Below are 17878 nucleotides of genomic sequence, written 5' to 3'. Positions count from 1 at the left end.
TCAGGCAAAAGCGATAAGAAAACAGCATCGCTGTGATGATATAGACAAGTTATTTATACAGCATCTTCAATATGCCAATTTATGATTTTCTAGCTATATCACTTACAGCCAACCGGGTAGTTTCTTCTTTGGTTTACCTGCAAGAAATAACGTAGAGGTAAATGCATTTAAAGGTAGGGATAATAAAGTAAATGGCAAACCAAAAAGTACCCAACAAGTTGATAACTTGAGTCAGTACGATTTGGGAATGATTGGTATTTCGAAAGATGTAGCGCTTCTGAGTGGTACCAATACATACCTGGCGGTCGGTTTAGGTATTTATTTAAAAGAGAAAAAAACTAACCGGATTGGTTCTAAATTTACCTTTGGTGAACGACTGGCCCTTGGCTACCGCTTTGATAGTGGTATAGCCATGGAACTCTATGCCAGGCATTTTTCTAATGCGGGTATTACTGATGATAATAGCGGGCAAAACTTTGCTGGCTTAAGTATCGGCTATACTTTTTAAACAGTTAGTGGAAATCTCGGGGACTTGCCCCATAGTAGGATGCCCCATAATCGCTTCAGCCATTATGGGGTAACAGTTTGCGATAGAGCTTATTTCTCTCCACTAGGATTAATGCAGGATATTGTGGGAAAAGCCTAGATACCAACTCTTACCTGTAATTATTCATAATATGATCTTGCGAATTTAACTAGGACTACTACCAGTTGCGCAAACAGGTATGACATTAGACTCCACTTACAATAGAGGCAAGCTATCATATAAAGGTTTTATTAAATAAAAGAGGTTCAGGTATCAAAATTTTATAGTTATTGGCTCGCTCGATTATTTAAAAATGGTAGAACCTTTTCACTAAATTCTGGCTGTTGCGTATTCCAGAAAATAATATCTGCCATAATATACTGACTTAGGAAATCATATAGCTCTGCAATAGTAAATTTCTTTTTTGTTTTTGGGTTGATATAATTATAGTCAGGCTCTTGCACAGCAAAAGAAGTAATAGAAAGTAAGTCTTTATTTTTATTAAAAAATGGATAACTATTTTCCATCTGCCCCTTACGAAATGGAACAGTATCTGGATTACCTAAGCCAATTTTTTTCTCAATTGCAAAAGAAAATAGTCTGCTCATATAGCCTTGATCATTATTCCAGTTACATGGGAAGAAGTTTACATACTGTACTGCAAAACTCTTGTTAAATGCTTTTTTTAAAACTGACATATTTTCTAGAGTAGCTAGGAAATATGTACCACAAAACTTAGGGTTTATAAGCTTCTGACTAATGTCAATTGCTGTTTCGGGAAGGTTAATACCAGTAATTATCCCATCAAAGTTTTTTCCTAATGCGATTAGTAACGCTTGAAACCGCTCACGTACTTTTGGGTTCCATTGTTTTGCAACCCAGCCTTCTCCAATTTCTTTACCATTACTGCGACTGTATTGTCTAACAATACCGCCATCATACTCCTCTGTAAGCAAGTATTTAGGAACTGGTATTGCCTTGGGAGAAAATGTTCGATCTTGAATTTGTATAAATAATTTTTTGTTATATTTTGATAAAAATTTCAAATCCTGCTCAATAGCTTCAAAATTGTAATGCCCTTTTTTTGGCTCCAATTTTCTCCAACGATATATAATTTGTGCACCATTAATATTTTTATTGTTGAGTTCTTTCCATGAAGATTCGGCAGAATTACCACCCAAAAACAAATAAATTTCAGGAGCACTATAACTAATGATTGGTGCCATCGCCAGGAAACAAAATAACAGTGTGTTAATAGTTTTTTTCATGATAAGTACTAGCAGTTAAAAGTTTATCGGTGATAGCATGACACAATTCACATGAGTTATGTCATGTGAATGTAACTTTGTAGACAGATCGATTATTGATTGCGAGGTGATAGTTAAATCACTGAGTGAGCCCCTATAAGGGGCAATATACTAGTCAACCATCAAACTTTCAAAGAAGCTGTTTAATTTTTTCTTTTACACTTGCATCAATTGCTTTTTGCTTATCTAAATTGTAACCCACAATTTTCTTTGTGGGTTCATCGACATAGCCTATAAAGTCAAGTACTTCGTTAAAACGACCTGCAAAAAAGCAGCTCTTGCAGCATACTGATACAATAATCTGGGCAAAGTGTTGAATAACTGGGTCGCTTTTCTTTAGGATGGGGATAACTTTATCAGAAACGCTTATAAATATGTGCAACAGCTCTTTAGTGCCTTTTCTAGTGAAATCCATAGAATCAAGTGGAAAGGCAAAGGGCTCAAGAGCAAGGCTGATTGCAGGCGTGTTCTCATCAATGTATGACTCCAAATTTGCTTTCAGTATGATATTACCTCGCCTAATAAAAGTATCGATTGGTATATTCATGATATCTTCGTCTTCTTCTGTCAAAAATATCAGGTCATTAATACTGATACCTATGTTGCTTGATATCTGCGCCAGAATTTTTTGTTCTTCTTCAAGCGACATTTCAGGTTCACAATCATAATCGCCCTCGTCTTCCTCTATGTAGAACTCGCTTTCTTCAAAATTATCATACGCGGTATCAATCCAGTCTTTACCTGATTGGTGACAATCTAGAATGAAAGCGAAAAAGTCTGCCAAACTATCACTAATGACCTGGGCAGAACTATCCTCACCTGGACCAAGAATTATTTGTCCTATCTTACCTTTGTTTGATGGGTCTAAATCAATAAAAAGGCAGTTTGAAAGTATATTTGAGCCAATGGGTATCCACTTGTTATTGAAGTAACCGTGTTTTAGCCTACTATCTTCAGGGGCAAACAGCCCATCTTCAATATCTTCTTCAAATTGTTCCTTTACTTCAAGACAACTTTTTAACATTGAGATCATTCCATCTGGGAATGGGTAAAGTTCGGTTTCGTAACCTGCTGAGAATTTCTCGTCTTCAAATGCTTCCATCCCAAGAAACCATATCGATAACGTGCCTTTATCTGGATAATCAAATAACATAAAGTCTTTTAATTCCTTATGGATTGAGTATCCAAGCTCGCTTTCAAGTTCATTAATTTCCTCTTGAGTACAGCCGCTTTTTCCTGGCGTTTCTAACGCTACTTCAAACCCCTTTGCAGCTTGTTCTTTGTAGTATTCAACCAGCTGTTTATATGCCTCTACGACCTTGCTCATCACAAACTCCAAAAAGTGTGTAACTGTTTATAATTAAATGACTTCACTACTTAGTAGCATAGCATGTGGGTAAACAAATTATATACAAGAAAAAAATAAGGGGAATATGTCACCAAGCATACAACGAATGTTTTTTATTTTTTAGAAAAACCGATAAAGTTTGCGATAGATCTTCCAGAAGAAGATTGTGTGATAAGACTAATCTTTTCTCCATTACTATTTATTATTCCTATCGCTACTGACCCTCCTCCATCAAGGTTATAGGAGCGACTTGGCGTGTTATTTAATTTATCTAGTCTAGTCATGAAGGTTGACCACTCTGGCATAGTGTATCCGTTAGAGTTCTTTCCTCTTCCATCTGCTCGGCCGACTACTAGCCTGACTCTTGAATCATTACTTTCCGTATTGTCTTGGTTTTCTGGCAGGCTTATTGCTGCTCTTGGATTGGGATCACTAGAATGGCCTAGTTTTCCGGGCAAGCCAGTGACGCGTGTATATTGATACTTTGCGTCTGTGAGTTTGTTTTCAAGGAATTGAGCTTCATTGTTTTTACCTAATATAGGAGCAACGCTAATATATGAGCCATTATTGAATTTAAGAATGCTGTAGTCATTTTCATAACCACTAGGTACTTTGACAGTACATACTTTTATAGCGGTAATTGATGACTCACCTATTGTTGCAGTCTCAGGTTTTTCTGGAGATGCTAATTTACTCATATTAAAGAAGGAACCATTGATGAACACTACGGCGTTTGATGAGTTATCTTTAGAAAAAACTTTAAATAACTCCTCTCCTGAAGTTTTAACAGGGTTGTATAATTTTTCCCCACCATAAACCCCGCCTGAAAACTGTTTATGATTTAATGAGAAATAATCTATTTTTCTATTCCCCCTGCTTTGATCAAACCTTTCTATTCCTATTCTTTTTAACATTTGGTTATCAGCATTTATTCGTGTATGAATCACCCCTGGACTAACTGAACTAGTCTGTATTGCCTGCCTTATTTTATATCCTTTATAAAAAGATTGGATTAATATTGCTGCCTTTTCGTCACTCATCAGGCTTTTATTAAGGCTTACTGATAGCGGCTTTTTTTGTACAGGAAAAGAGCCTCGGTTATTTTGTTGCGTTGCATTGATGTATAGTTCAATAGGTTTATTTTTGTTGTTCTCTATGCTTACACGTTTTCCTTGAATATCACCGTAGTTATTTGTATGGGTGTTCTCTACATAAAATGTTGATCTTCCAACTTGACTTATATAATCAGAGTTCATATATAGCTACCCTAATATTTAAGGCGAATTATTTAAGAATAGGTTTAAGGCTTGAGTGTTTACTTGTCATTTTTCACCATAAAACCTAGTTGCAATAAACCCAGATACTACTGCAAGTAAACTACCCGTTTTAAGTTTATTCATACGAATAACCACTAAATAGTAAATAAGTTATATTTTATCAAAAAAAACTTAGCTGAAAATTAGAAGAAAAAATTCATTATTATGATTTAATATCCTATCGATATTTGCTACAATCAGAATTACCCTTTTAGCTATTTAGGCTATGGCCTTGTTTATTCTGCTTGTGTCTGCAGAAACTGTAATGAATTTTACAAGAAAATAAAGCGCCTAAACACCAATCTCTGGTTCGCAAGAACGTTGAAACCCATAAATTTTGCTAATAGACCGTTGCTTTGTCCAAAGTTTTGTCGTTCAACGAGGTCTATTAAACTGTTTGCTAAAGGATATATATGGACGATAAAAATAAGCTGCCCAAAATTATTCTGGAAGAAGTGCGAACAGGCACCCCTTCGCTACTTGGTCATTCAGGTATAAAATCAGCCATTGATAAGAAGACGACTGATCACACTATCCGAATTACATCTTTGGGAATCGAAGGTGATGTTCAGGTTGACTTGGCCTACCACGGCGGTCCAGATCGTGCCATCCTTCATTATAACCGTGATCACTATGTCCATTGGAAACAAGACCTCCCAAACAGTGCAGATTATTTTGTAGCAGGCGGTTTTGGTGAGAATTTTGTTACATCAGGCCTATCAGAAAGGGAAATTTGCATAGGCGACAAGGTTGCAGTGGGAAGCGCTATTCTGGAAGTCAGTCAATTTCGTCAGCCATGCTTCAAATTGAATCACAGGTTCCATAACAAAGGCATGTCGCGGCGAACACAGGCAACGGGGCGGACTGGTTGGTTCTACCGCGTTCTGCAAGAAGGTGAGATTAAGGCTGGTGATACACTTGAGATTATTGAACGCCCGCTTCCTGAATGGTCCATTTCTCGATTACAACATTATGTTTATGATGGAGCAGATGATCTGAACATGGCGAAAACCTTGTCGACACTTCCTTATCTTGGTTCTGAAATACGCAGTGTATTTGAAAAGCGGGTTACTACCAAATCTGTAGAGGACTGGAACCACCGATTATCAAATGGGGCTTTAGCTAAAATTGGAACGACTTGGAGCGAGCTAACGATCACTGATGCTGAGTTTTTAACCCCAGTTGTGCGTCGGTTACGGTTTGAACGGGCAGATGGTGGACCAGTACCGGATTTTACAGCTGGTGCTCATATCGACATAAAACCAGACAACTCCCTGACCAGAAGCTATTCACTGATTCACTTGCCAGACGGAAAGGGATATGAAATAGCCGTTAAAAGAGAGCCAGAAAGTCGCGGCGGATCAGCATGGGTTCATGATACAACAAACGTCGGCGATCAGCTGATGGTTGCCATGCCAACAAACTTCTTTCCCCTTTCAGATGATGCAAAACACAATATTTTAATAGCCGGTGGTATCGGAGTAACGCCTCTGCTGTGCATGATTGAACAATTGGAAGAAAGTAGTGCCGAATGGGAATTGCATTATTGTGCCCGTTTTAAAGATAACGCCCCTTATTCGGATTTACTGAAAGAAAACTATCCCGGCCGTGTGCATATATACTTAAGCGATGAAGACCCAGATGCGCGCTTGGATATTAAAGCCCTTCTTGAAGAGGTAAGAGAAGGCACGCATATTTATTGTTGCGGGCCAAAAGGACTCATGGACGCGGTTCAAATGTTTTCTGCACATTGGCCATCAGGAACTGCCCATTTTGAAGCCTTCACAGCGGGTTCGGCTTTTGATAATCAGGATAACAACTCATTTGAAGTAATTATTGAGTCCTCAGGTGAACAAATTAAGGTTAGCTCCGAAGCCACATTATTGGAAGCATTACGTGATGCTGGATTAACCGTTGAATCGAATTGTGAATCTGGAACCTGTGGCACATGCAGAATAAATTATGAAAATGGGGACATTGAGCATAGGGATATGGTTTTGACACCTGATGAGAGAGAAAACACAATGATGTGTTGCGTATCTCGAGCAAAAGGAAACGTGACACTCAAGCTTTAATCAACAGGCATGAGAGACATGTGTCCCCTTTATACACAATTGCTGAAGGGGCACAATAGCCTAAAAACTCATTCACTTGTGATTCTGTTACACAATAAATAAAAGCCGCATCGTTGTTCGGGATGAGGAATAGAGACCATTAATTGCTGCTGGGCAATGGTGCTAATACCTAAGTCTCCTGTGGTTTAAGTACTTATCGTGGTGTAGCGTTTTATAAAGGGTTACAGTTTTTAGGGGTATGTACCCCTATGTAAAACCGGTTTCTAGCCGCCTCTAAATCGCTGATGGCTTTTTCAACATTGCCATCCTCAATAAATTGACTAAATATTCGAATACCTTTATCTGCCATATTTTGTGGTGTATCTCGATCATAAAACTGAGCATACCCAACTGCCTGATCTAATAGTTTTTTGCCCTCTCTTAAAAAATAGGTGTTTTTCGGTTTAGCCTCTCTATTAATGGGAATCATTGACAGTCCATCAGTCAGTAATTCCTGTACTTCTTTTGTTGCTAAAAAAGCCATAAATTTTTTCGCATATTTCTTGTTCGCTGCCGCTTTACTTAAAAAAAATATATCAGTTGGCGCATCTTCATAAATAGGCATGTTTGTCGTCATCTCGGGAAACTTTATGAATTTAATATTTTCTTTAATATTGGGAGGAATTTTCCCAAACAAGCTTTCAGCAAAATTACCTATCAAGGTAAACGCTGTTTTTCCCCTGTAAATCGGTGGAAAAACCAACTTCCAGTTATGATTTCTCGCGCCAGGATGATAAAACCCCTGATGTACCAGTTCTGCCCAGTGGTCAAATACACGACGTACGCTTGGGTGGGTATAAGCAATACACCCCTTAGTGAGTTCACGGTGAAAATCAAGGCCATTTAAACGAAGATTTAAATAATCAAACCAACCAGCAGCAGGCCAGTTTTCTTTGTTTCCAATCCCAATACAGTATATGTTGTGCTTTTTCAAGGTATAGCAGATATCTAAAAATTGTTTCCACGTTTTGGGCAATGACAGGTGATACTTAGCTAATACAGCAGAATTATAGTAGAAACCCCATTGATAATAAGCAAAAGGTATAGCATAAACCTTACTATTGAATGATACAGTTGCTTTGATGCCAGGACTAAACACTTGGTCAAGCTTATGTTGTTGCCAAACCTCTGTAATATCTTCAACGTAATTTTTTCTCACCAGGTTATACAAGCGTTCACCTGCACTGCCAAAAAAGATATCAGGGACATTTTTATCTGGTTTTCTTCTTAACCAGGGAATGATTGCCGCTTTAAACTCTTCATCATAAAGGGTAATAAGCTCTACTTTGGCCTTTGGGTATTGTTTTTCAAATCGACTAATTACCTCCTCTACCCCTGCTCTCGCTTTGCCTGAAGCCGTAATTAACCCCACGCCTACTCTCAGTATTTCTGAAGCAAACAAAAGGCTGGTCTGACCACTACCAATCAATAGCAGTAAAGCCAGAGTAAATCGTAACGAGATAACTACACCATGCTTACTCACATTCATGGGTAACATTAGGTAATTGTTTGCAAAACTCTTATGTAAGCATAGCTTGTGTCATTAAGTCACAGCCTTTGCAGTAAACTTTATTACTGCTTTTTTGACAAGCCAGCTGATTCCTAAGCTATTAGCTATCATTACCGTTATCATTGGCTGACTGCATTATTCGAAATAATTTATAAAAAAGCCATACACATAAACAATCATTCATTGCTATTACTTATGGACCCACTTACTCTCTAAGAAACCTTCTCTTTTTTGGCTACCTCCATGAACATTGATCGCCGCATAAGCCCCCGCTATCCCCTTCAGCAACTGAACTGTGTAGGTATTCTCAAAAGCCATCGAGATACTAGCTATATCAAAATGTTGAATATTTCCCAAGAAGGCATCCTGGTTCAGTCGTGCAAAAAAATGCTACCAGGAGAGATCTGCATTCTCTGTTTGTATACCATGAACTATGAAAATAAAGGCATGAGCATTTATGTACATGCTCAAGTATGTCACACAGAATTAAAAGATAATAACTATTTAATCGGCTTAGAGTTTACTTATATCCACTCTCCCTGTGAAAACTTCATATCCTATTTTCTGGATGATATCTGTTAGGCGTCTTGCTTTAGGAACGCAAGGGAAATAACTTGAACAGTTTTAGTCCCAAGGCACCCACCTGGCAAGGCGCAAAAATGAAGGCATAGTGGGTCTATGTCAAGTTTTTGCCCTAACCACCAATAAACTCATAGCGCCAGGCGGGATGGATGGGGAATAAAAATTCAAGTTATTTCTCGAGCGTTCCTTAGTGCTTATAAGGATCAGCTGCGTCTCTAATCCCATCACCAAAGAAGTTAAATGCCAAGATAACTAATATAACGGGGATAACCGGGATTAATAACCAAGGATATATCGCAACCACATTCACATTTTGCGCTTCACTTAACAGCACCCCCCAGCTGGTAATCGGAGGACGTAAGCCCAAGCCTAAAAAGCTCAATGCAGTTTCCCCTAGAATCATAGTAGGAATGGATAATGTAGCAGAGGCAATTAAGTGACTAAAGAAAGCTGGCAATAAATGCCTTCTAACAATGCGCTGGGTTTTTGCTCCCATTAATTGGGCTGCTACCGTATAATCTTCTTCACGCAAAGCTAGAAGTTTAGAGCGCACCGCCCTGGCTAGCCCAGTCCAGTCCATTAAGGCTAAAATTAAGGTAATCCCAAAAAACACCCACAAAGGGCTCCAGGTAACAGGTAAAATGGCTGATAATGCCATCCATAATGGCAATTCTGGAAATGAGCGGATTATTTCAATACTCCGTTGCACCAGATGGTCAATCCAGCCACCGTAATAGCCAGCCAAACTCCCAATCACAATCCCCATCAGCATACTTAACGTAATGCCCACCAAGCCTATGGTCATGGAAATTCTGGCGCCATAAACAATACGGGAAAACATATCGCGACCTAGTCGGTCTGTCCCAAATAAAAATAAGGTGCCTTGCTCGGGGGCACAAAATAGATGAACGTTGCTTTTAAATGCTCCCCAAAACTCATATTCATCACCACGACAAAAAAACCGAATCGGCAATACTTGGGTTTTATCTTCATGGTATTCACGTTGCAGCAACTCCATATTCAACGTGTTATACCAGCGATAAACAAATGGACCAACAAACTGACCTTCATGGAAAAAATGAACTGGCTGCGGCGGTGAATAAATATGGTCCGTATTTCTGGTATGCAAATTGTAGGGGGCAAGAAACTCACAAATTAAAATGGAAGCATAAACAAAAATAATAAAAACCCCACTCACCATGGCCAACCGGTGTCTTTTAAACTTCCACCAGATCAGAGCCCACTGTGATGCTAAATAAAACTGCTCTTGCTCAGCCGCCACTTTGGTAATGGCATCAGGGTCATAGGGTTCTATTGAAACATAATGGGGATTAGCAGGATGCTCAGGTTGATGCCTCATTTGGTGGCTCCTCCCGTTAAGCGAATGCGGGGATCTAACGCAGCCAACGCTAAATCAGAGACGAGTACGCCAATGACGGTTAATACGGCTAAAAACATCAAAAACGAACCAGCCAAATACATATCCTGGCTTTGTAAGGCCCCTAATAACATTGGACCAGTCGTGGGCAATGACAACACCAACGCAACAATCTCTGCACCTGAGATAATACTTGGCAACATGCTGCCAATATCGGCAATAAAAAAATTCAGTGATACCCGCAGTGGGTATTTAACCAACAGTTTTTTCTCTCCAAGTCCTTTGGCGCGACCTGTGACGACATATGGTTTATTTAATTCATCCAGCAGATTGGCACGCAAACGTCGAATCATCCCAGCGGTACCTGAAGTGCCAATCACAATCACAGGAATCCATAAATGTTCCAAAATGGATTTAAACTTTTCCCACGTCCAAGGTTGATTAACATACTGTTCATCCATTAAGCCGCCAATAGAAACGCCAAAATAAACATTGGCTAAATATAACAATACTAATGCCAATAAAAAGTTAGGGGTCGCCAAGCCAATAAAGCCAATTAACGTCAAACCATAATCCCCCCAACTGTATTGATGGGTGGCTGAATACATACCAATAGGAAAAGCGATTATCCAGGTAAAAATAATGGTTAACATTGATACCATGATGGTTAAATACATTCGATCCCCTACCACTTCCCTCACTGGCAGGTTATATTCAAAGGAATAACCTAAATCTCCCTCCAATAGCCCTGTTACCCAGGTCCAGTATTGTTCAGGCATTGACTTATCAAGACCATACTCTTGCCTTAAATAAGCAATTTTTTGTTTATCAATCGACTCCCCCTGGCTTTGCAACTCGGCCATGTAGCTTTCTAAAAAATCCCCCGGGGGTAATTGGATAATCGTAAACACGATAATACTGATGACAATGAGGGTTGGGATCATCATCAAAATACGGTGAGCAATATAATTAAACATATTCACTCCCCTGCTTTTGTCTTTAACCAAAAAGTATCCATACGATAAACGCCAAAATAAGCCCCAGGCTCCCAGCTAAACCAACCCTCCTTAGGCACATTCATTAGGTTATTACTCACTACAATTGGCTGTAATATCCCCGTGACAGTACCAATGGTATAAACCTGGTCAGCATAAATAGACAACATCTGCCGCCAGATATCAGACTTTTGTTGTATATTAGGCGCATGCATCCAGTTTCTATGTAATTTAACCAGCTCCAACACCTCTGGCAGTTGAGGAGGTTTGCCTTGACCTGTTTCATAATATTTACCCCACTGCGACCACTGATATTGTTCCTGTACACTAGGTGCTAATTGTTTTGGGTTCATTTCAGCGGTTGGTAAGGCATTGTCCAGTCCTTCCCAGACGGCCATAATGGCATCTCCAGAAAAAACCCGGTTACGAAATACCTCCCGTTGGGATGGGCGGGTCAATAATTTAATACCGATGCCTTGCCAATGATCACGGATTAATTCCAAAATATCCGTTTGTTCTGTTGACTCACCAGGGGATTGCACAATAATTTCCATGGGTCGGCCATCAGGTAATAGGCGAATACCTAAATTATTGCGTTTAGTTAACCCCAGTTCGTCCAGCAGCTGATTGGCTAGTTTGGGGTCATATTGACACCAACTCTTAGTGAATTTTTTATCATAAAGCGGGCTTGCAGGTAATACCGTATTCCCCCCTTCTATCGCTAGCCCATAATACACCACCTGATTTATTTCACGCCGGTTAATTGCCAAAGATAATGCCCGCCTAAACGGGGCTGATTGCATCAACTTGCGCCACTCAGGGTCGTTTGCATTCAAGTTAGGGTAAAGGGCAACCTGCGAACCCCGTGCATTTTTCCAGAGAAAAACTTTATAGTTACTTTGTTTTTCACCTGCTTTTAAAAAGGTGTAGTTGTCTAACCGAATATAACGGGCTTGCAACGTAGCATCGCCCGCCCGAGCTTTGGCTGGAATCAAACTACTGGAAGCAATATTAATCACTACCTGGTCAATATAAGGCAGCTGTTGGCCTTTTTCATCGACTCGGTGATAATGAGGATTGCGCTTAAATACAAATCGCTCTGAAGGAGGCTTGGTTGTATTCACCCATGGTTGTAAGACCGGTAATTTCGGATTGGTTAATTTATACTGCCTGGCTCTAGAATGATGTAGCCCTGCCCAGTTTCGTTTACTGTGTTTATCAACCAATAAAGCCAGCGTTTCTGCTTGTGTATAAGAAGCATGAAATTGCTTTAAATAGTGGGCCGGTACATAAATAAATAATGGTCTGGCGCCAGCCAAGGCAGGTAAGAAATAAGGGTTAGGCTCATCCCACCGATAACGCACGGTATGCTCATCAATTAAGGTAAAAGTTGGTGACTTCCCTTTTACCATTAATTGTGGTGGTGGGCCAAAAGGAGACAGTTTTTTATTATTAGCTATATCCTCCCAATAATAACGGAAGTCCTCTGCGGTAAATAAATGGCCATCAGACCAACGATGGCCTTTTCGAATAACTAAGGTAAAGCTGCGGCCTCCCTCTTCCACAATAATATCTTTCAATAAATCCGGCTTCAGCTCAAAATTACGAGTAAACCCAACTAGTCGGGCATAACCAAATACTGTCATCATTCGAATATCTTTGCTTTTTGCCATCAGCGTATAGAGCGTGCCTCCTCGTTTACCAATGGTCTGATCAGGTGCCATCTTGGTCACTAATGGTTCTTCAGGTAGGTCTGCCATTACTGCCTGAACACTGATTCCTCCCAGCAGCAACACAACAAGCGCTAATACAACAAGAAAAGTATTAAGCTTAGGGACATGCACGAAATAACTTTCTAGATTTTTGTTCCAAGGCGCCCGTTTGGCAAGGCGCAAAAAAGAAGGCATAGTGGGCCTACGTCGAGTTTTTGCAACACATCCAAGCGGGATGGATTGGAGCCAAAACAGGGAGTTATTTCGTGCAAGTTCCTTAATACTCATGGGGACACATCCTGACAAAATGGTCTTCTTCTATTTCAACCAGCTCATTAGGAATATGAGGTGATAAGGTGTAAGGGGCTGGCCAGAATTCTGGCTGAGACAACGCCGGTCCAAGCTTCTCAAACTCGCGCCGGGAACTTAAATCAGGTGCTAACACCGCTTCCATTAAGGTTTTGGTATAAGGGTGATTAGGGTTGGCAAATAGCTTTTCGGTCGGCGCCTGTTCGACAATCTGACCGCGACACATCACTACAATGCGATCGGCAATATAGTCTACAACAGCCAAATTATGACTAATAAATAAATAGGTTAACCCTAATTCATGCTGTAAGTCTTTTAATAAATTAAGAATCTGCGCTTGTACTGAAACATCCAGCGCAGAAACAGGCTCATCTAAAATTAAAAAATCCGGCGCTAACGCTAAAGCCCTGGCAATACTGATCCGCTGTCGCTGCCCCCCAGAAAAACTATGAGGATAACGATTTAAAAAAGCAGGGTCTAACCCTACCAACTTCATCAACTCTTTCGCACAGTCGCGACGAGATTCTGGATCACCAATATTATGAATAACTAATGGCTCTGTTAATACATCTAAAATGGTCATACGCGGACTCAATGCACTGAATGGATCTTGAAAAACCAACTGAATTTTAGTGCGAAATGCCCGTAAAGAGTCTTCATCTAAATTAAGCAAAGAAAGGACATTGCCTCGATCATTATAACGAATGTCCCCAGCACTGGGAGATAAAGCTCGCATGATCATCTTGCTAAGTGTGCTTTTACCACAACCACTTTCACCCACTAGCCCTAAGCATTCTCCAACTTCAATTTTAAACGACACCTTGTGTACGGCTTGAATAACCTCTTGTTCCGACTGTCGTTTAAACCACTTGCCTTTGCGTTGTGAAAAGTTTTTACTCAACCGAACTACCTCTAGATGAGGGCCAATCAGTTTTTCTTCCGGTTGCCAGTGAGTAAAGTTTTTCTCAATATTTTCAGTGGATACCTGAATATCACGAATGGGGGTTAAGCGCTCCTCCTTCGCTAACCCAAAACGAGGAATTGAGTGAAATAATGCTTTTAAGTAGGGATGTTGAGGGTCACCATAAATCGCTTCTACTGGCCCCCGTTCGACAACATGTCCGTGATACATCACTACCACTTCATCCGCCATATGAGCGACCACACCTAAATCATGGGTAATCAGTAATATCCCCATGTTTAATTCCCGCTGCAGCCGCTGCATTAACTTCAATATTTGCAACTGCACAGTGACATCCAGTGCCGTAGTGGGCTCGTCGGCAATTAAAATAGCAGGGTGACAAATTAATGCCATCGCAATCATGGCCCGCTGCCGTAAACCACCTGATAGCTCAAATGGGTAAAGGTGAAATGCCTGATCGGCATTCCGAAACCCCACTAATGACAGCATATCTTTGGTCAGTTTAAGTCCCTGTTGCTTACTGATACGACGATGCAAAAACAGCGCCTCACTGACTTGGTCGCCAATAGTATGCATATTGGACATGGAAACCATCGGTTCCTGAAAAATAATTGAAATTTGGCTACCACGCATATCCCTCATCATTTGCGAGTCTGGCGACAATTTGGCGATATTGGTGGTGCTGACTAAAATACCGGGCTCACGGAAAATAATATCCCCTTTAGCAATTCGCGCATTTTTCGGCAAAATCCCCAGGATGGCCTGAGCTGTAACCGACTTACCAGACCCAGACTCTCCCACCAGCGCAACCGTACTACCATGGCGCAAACTAAATGAGACATTTTTTAGTGCTGTAAACACTCCACCTGGCAACTGAAATTCAACAGCCAGTTCTCTCACATCTAGTAATGGCAACTCTTCTAGCTGATGATCAACTGTTTCAGTGTATGCACTTTCCAAGCTTTATTACCTTAATTCTTCTTATTGGGTCGTTTATAAGTTATGAATTATATTGTAGTTCACCATGAAACGAGTTCATGACAATTATTTAGTTGATCTTAAAGCAATACTGTAGACAGTTTTTGAATTATAAAACATTGCTCTACAGGCCATGTACCATAGGAAGGAGGAGTTTATTGCATGTTAAGCCTCAGGCTATCTTGCAATAAAGTATATGAGAGTAGAGCACTTCCCCCGTAAACACTAACATACAACACCTATAAAACTGTCCGCAGTATTGCTATAGATACTTAAAGATTATCTTAAGGATGCCTAAGCTAACTTTAAGACTCCTATGAACAATACTGTGGACAGTTTTTGAATTATAAAACATTGCTCTACAGGCCATGTACCATAGGAAGGAGGAGTTTATTGCATGTTAAGCCTCAGGCTATCTTGCAATAAAGTATATGAGAGTAGAGCACTCCCCCCGTAAACACTAACATACAACACCTATAAAACTGTCCGCAGTATTGTTAAAGGTATCCTAAACTAAAAAACTGGCCATTACTCCATAGACCTAAGTGGCACACCCCAGCAATTTCATTGGTAACCGCTTTAGCCACTAATTCATAAAATACATTACGATTAATCAATGCTTCCAGCTGGTCTCTTACCAAAATATAAGGCTTAGATTGTTCAGCTACGGTACGAATTTGTAATGGATGATCAACACCTAATACCACTTTGTCCCCTACATTGGTGGTAAATATCAATTGCTGCTGATGACTTTCCTCTGTTATCTCAACAGCAACAGCAATAAAAGGGACATCTTCTACAGTGATTTTTAGCTTTTCCACTGGTGTGACTAAATAATAGTCTGTCTGCTCTTTTCGCAATACAGTCGAAAACAGTCGTACTAATTGTGGACGATTAATTGGTGTACCGTGAAAAAACCACTGTCCATTGTTTTTAATCACAATATCAATATCACCACAATGGCTGGGTTGCCATTGGTTGACAGGAGGCAGTGAAGGATGATTAATGGCTTGTTCAATACTCGCTGCAATGGCTGCAGGGTTAATATGTGCTTGACTCATATAAAGGCCAGTTTTTTAGACAGCTTTTTGTACCGCTCTTGTTGCCTATTTAATCACAAAGCCTGTTTCCAAGTCATTGGAATCATTGCCTCTCCGTTAACAATGCAACATTGATGGCTATTGAGGAGTTAAGCTATTGGCATAATCTTCAATCGGTTCTCGAAACAGCTGGTCAGGCTTGTCATTATAAAAGCTTAGCCAACCACTGTTACTTTGCAGCAGAATAGAGTCAACTATATATTCGGAGCTAATTTCAACTAATGTCAACCTGGCAGAAATACGATCAGGCCCGACTCGTCGAATATCTTCAGAATATTCAAACTCTACCCAATTACCCGCTTTATCATCAAAGAATAACAGTTGAGTATATAAAACAAACTGGTGGCGCTGATTGCGCGCGGTATTAAGTGCAGTTAATAAAGAAGGCTGAACACTAGGATAACGTTGTGTATAAGGAAAGCGAGCGGTAAATACCTGATAAACCTCATTAGTTAAGGCTGCCTGGTAATTAACCTCGTCTGTTTTTAAGCCTGGTCCGGAAACAACTAAGATGCGTGAGTCGCGAGGTAATATCCAGTTGTTGTTATACCCTAGCTGGCTATTATCGACTAACCGTAAGTCAACAGCATAACGATGCAATTCTTTGCCGATATCACTTGGCATACAGGCGGTTAAATTTACCGTTAACAGCAACAAACTGATAGCTAGTCGCTGCTGCCTCAAGGCCCTGATAAACCTTAAAGCGCTAATCAATCGTAGAGTCATTGCTTATATCTGGTTTTTTTAATTCAACCAGATACAAGCAACAACCATACCCTTCGCGAATGAATTTTAGGCTTTGTTATCGTCACTAAGCACCAGGGATGATGTGAATGCAGTTTATGCAGGAGCAATAAGCTGTCTTCACCCCAGTCATTTATTACACATAAACTCCTGGGGCTTCATCGCTTGATGGCCTCGCCTAAAACACCCTTCGCTGTAGGTATTCATGCTATTTTATGCATCTAAATGGCATGTTAGCCTGCGACTAGCACTTCATCTGCTTCAGTGACTTCAAGTTCATTATTGTCGCTTGCTGTACTCGCTTGCTCCTCTTCCCTGGTCGCATAAGGTTGTGGGCTTTCTTCTGGACGGCTGTTTTTACTGTGCGCCCGTTTCCCCATACGCATGCCAATGTCCATCATAAACTGAAAAAAACCATCCTTATCTTCTATTACATCTTGCCAAAACGCTGAGTGATACACAGCAACAGCACCATGTACCAGCGCCCAAGCAGCACAATAGTGAAAATAAGGCGGAACATTTTCCAGTAAATTATCGTCAATGCGCGCTTTGATCAGCTCCGTTAAGCGAGCAATATTCGACGCTCGAATTCGATGCAACTCTCGAAACAGCTCTGGGTGTGGATTGCGACGCGTGAGCTTTTGCTCAAGACGATCAAATAAATAATACTTTTCTGGGTGCTTCATCCGATATTCGAAGTAGGCACGAGGCAAAGCACCTCGGTCTGAAGCGACTTCATCAGACTGAATCAGGCTAGCCAACTCCTCTTCATAAATCAGCATCAGTCGTAAAAATATTTCCGCCTTTGAGCGAAAGTGACTGTATACTGTCCCTTTACCAATACCGACGGTTTCAGCAATCATCTCAACAGTAACATTGTCTTCCCCCTTTTCTAAAAATAAAGCTAATGCAGTTTCCAGGATCTCATTTTCGCGACGTTTAAATTCGCGTTGTTTTCTTGTTATATCCGCCATACACCTGCACCGTAGGCAAATTTTTGATTGTAGTTAGACCCCTTATTCATACCATGTTGAATA

The 17878-nt window shown here is 40.3% G+C and carries 14 protein-coding genes; 3 read left to right on the top strand and 11 right to left on the bottom strand.

The features are described from left to right. Window positions 1–226 precede the first annotated feature (226 nt). Window positions 227–508 (top strand): acyloxyacyl hydrolase, encoded by a 282-nt coding sequence (locus tag ORQ98_RS21355; RefSeq protein ID WP_274690857.1) that lies wholly within the window; start codon window positions 227–229, stop codon window positions 506–508. A 305-nt stretch (window positions 509–813) separates the two neighbouring features. Here ORQ98_RS21355 and ORQ98_RS21350 read toward each other — a convergent pair whose 3' ends face one another. From ORQ98_RS21350 to ORQ98_RS21340, 3 genes are all read right to left on the bottom strand, one after another. After that, on the bottom strand, window positions 814–1794 hold the full coding sequence (locus tag ORQ98_RS21350; RefSeq protein WP_274690856.1) for a hypothetical protein: 981 nt from the start codon (window positions 1792–1794) through the stop codon (window positions 814–816). A 169-nt stretch (window positions 1795–1963) separates the two neighbouring features. Next, window positions 1964–3160, bottom strand: a complete 1197-nt coding sequence (locus ORQ98_RS21345; protein ID WP_274690855.1) for an SMI1/KNR4 family protein — start codon at window positions 3158–3160, stop codon at window positions 1964–1966. A 134-nt stretch (window positions 3161–3294) separates the two neighbouring features. Further along, window positions 3295–4437, bottom strand: coding sequence for a phosphodiester glycosidase family protein (locus ORQ98_RS21340; protein WP_274690854.1), 1143 nt, complete (start codon window positions 4435–4437; stop codon window positions 3295–3297). A gap of 473 nt (window positions 4438–4910) precedes the next feature. On the opposite strand from ORQ98_RS21340, the gene ORQ98_RS21335 reads away from it, so the two are divergent. Further along, a complete protein-coding gene (locus ORQ98_RS21335) occupies window positions 4911–6572 on the top strand; it encodes an MOSC domain-containing protein (protein ID WP_274690853.1) in 1662 nt (553 codons plus the stop codon). Window positions 6573–6783: 211 nt separating this feature from the next. On the opposite strand, the gene ORQ98_RS21330 is transcribed toward ORQ98_RS21335, so the two are convergent. Further along, window positions 6784–8109 carry an ABC transporter substrate-binding protein gene (locus tag ORQ98_RS21330; RefSeq protein ID WP_274690852.1) on the bottom strand — a complete coding sequence of 442 codons (1326 nt, stop codon included), beginning with the start codon at window positions 8107–8109 and terminating at the stop codon, window positions 6784–6786. Between the two features lie 255 nt (window positions 8110–8364). On the opposite strand from ORQ98_RS21330, the gene ORQ98_RS21325 reads away from it, so the two are divergent. After that, window positions 8365–8703: a PilZ domain-containing protein gene (locus ORQ98_RS21325; RefSeq protein ID WP_274690851.1), complete on the top strand. Its 339-nt coding sequence runs from the start codon at window positions 8365–8367 to the stop codon at window positions 8701–8703. 187 nt (window positions 8704–8890) lie between these two features. Here ORQ98_RS21325 and ORQ98_RS21320 read toward each other — a convergent pair whose 3' ends face one another. The 7 genes from ORQ98_RS21320 to ORQ98_RS21290 form a co-directional block, all read right to left on the bottom strand. Beyond that, window positions 8891–10063: an ABC transporter permease gene (locus ORQ98_RS21320; RefSeq protein ID WP_274690850.1), complete on the bottom strand. Its 1173-nt coding sequence runs from the start codon at window positions 10061–10063 to the stop codon at window positions 8891–8893. Continuing rightward, on the bottom strand, window positions 10060–11058 hold the full coding sequence (locus tag ORQ98_RS21315; protein WP_274690849.1) for an ABC transporter permease: 999 nt from the start codon (window positions 11056–11058) through the stop codon (window positions 10060–10062). The genes ORQ98_RS21320 and ORQ98_RS21315 overlap by 4 nt, the downstream gene beginning before the upstream one ends. A gap of 2 nt (window positions 11059–11060) precedes the next feature. Next, a complete protein-coding gene (locus ORQ98_RS21310; RefSeq protein ID WP_274690848.1) occupies window positions 11061–13076 on the bottom strand; it encodes an ABC transporter substrate-binding protein in 2016 nt (671 codons plus the stop codon). Further along, window positions 13066–14979 (bottom strand): ABC transporter ATP-binding protein, encoded by a 1914-nt coding sequence (locus ORQ98_RS21305; protein WP_274690847.1) that lies wholly within the window; start codon window positions 14977–14979, stop codon window positions 13066–13068. The genes ORQ98_RS21310 and ORQ98_RS21305 overlap by 11 nt, the downstream gene beginning before the upstream one ends. A gap of 515 nt (window positions 14980–15494) precedes the next feature. Continuing rightward, the gene (locus ORQ98_RS21300) at window positions 15495–16058 is read right to left on the bottom strand and encodes a DUF1285 domain-containing protein (protein ID WP_274690846.1); all 564 of its coding nucleotides are present in this window, start codon (window positions 16056–16058) and stop codon (window positions 15495–15497) included. 117 nt (window positions 16059–16175) lie between these two features. Continuing rightward, the gene (locus ORQ98_RS21295; RefSeq protein ID WP_274690845.1) at window positions 16176–16781 is read right to left on the bottom strand and encodes a DUF4823 domain-containing protein; all 606 of its coding nucleotides are present in this window, start codon (window positions 16779–16781) and stop codon (window positions 16176–16178) included. Between the two features lie 293 nt (window positions 16782–17074). Then, window positions 17075–17815, bottom strand: a complete 741-nt coding sequence (locus tag ORQ98_RS21290; protein ID WP_274690844.1) for a TetR/AcrR family transcriptional regulator — start codon at window positions 17813–17815, stop codon at window positions 17075–17077. Window positions 17816–17878: the final 63 nt, after the last annotated feature.

It is taken from the genome of Spartinivicinus poritis (assembly GCF_028858535.1).
Classification (GTDB): domain Bacteria; phylum Pseudomonadota; class Gammaproteobacteria; order Pseudomonadales; family Zooshikellaceae; genus Spartinivicinus; species Spartinivicinus poritis.
This window is presented reverse-complemented; position numbering and strand designations above follow the sequence as displayed.

Coding starts and splice junctions, on each gene's coding strand:
- ORQ98_RS21290 (WP_274690844.1), bottom strand. CDS start 17,815: ATGGCGGATATAACAAGAAAACAACGCGAATTTAAACGTCGCGAAAAT.
- ORQ98_RS21310 (WP_274690848.1), bottom strand. CDS start 13,076: ATGAGTATTAAGGAACTTGCACGAAATAACTCCCTGTTTTGGCTCCAA.
- ORQ98_RS21345 (WP_274690855.1), bottom strand. CDS start 3,160: ATGAGCAAGGTCGTAGAGGCATATAAACAGCTGGTTGAATACTACAAA.
- ORQ98_RS21330 (WP_274690852.1), bottom strand. CDS start 8,109: ATGTTACCCATGAATGTGAGTAAGCATGGTGTAGTTATCTCGTTACGA.
- ORQ98_RS21300 (WP_274690846.1), bottom strand. CDS start 16,058: ATGAGTCAAGCACATATTAACCCTGCAGCCATTGCAGCGAGTATTGAA.
- ORQ98_RS21350 (WP_274690856.1), bottom strand. CDS start 1,794: ATGAAAAAAACTATTAACACACTGTTATTTTGTTTCCTGGCGATGGCA.
- ORQ98_RS21325 (WP_274690851.1), top strand. CDS start 8,365: ATGAACATTGATCGCCGCATAAGCCCCCGCTATCCCCTTCAGCAACTG.
- ORQ98_RS21320 (WP_274690850.1), bottom strand. CDS start 10,063: ATGAGGCATCAACCTGAGCATCCTGCTAATCCCCATTATGTTTCAATA.
- ORQ98_RS21315 (WP_274690849.1), bottom strand. CDS start 11,058: ATGTTTAATTATATTGCTCACCGTATTTTGATGATGATCCCAACCCTC.
- ORQ98_RS21340 (WP_274690854.1), bottom strand. CDS start 4,437: ATGAACTCTGATTATATAAGTCAAGTTGGAAGATCAACATTTTATGTA.
- ORQ98_RS21335 (WP_274690853.1), top strand. CDS start 4,911: ATGGACGATAAAAATAAGCTGCCCAAAATTATTCTGGAAGAAGTGCGA.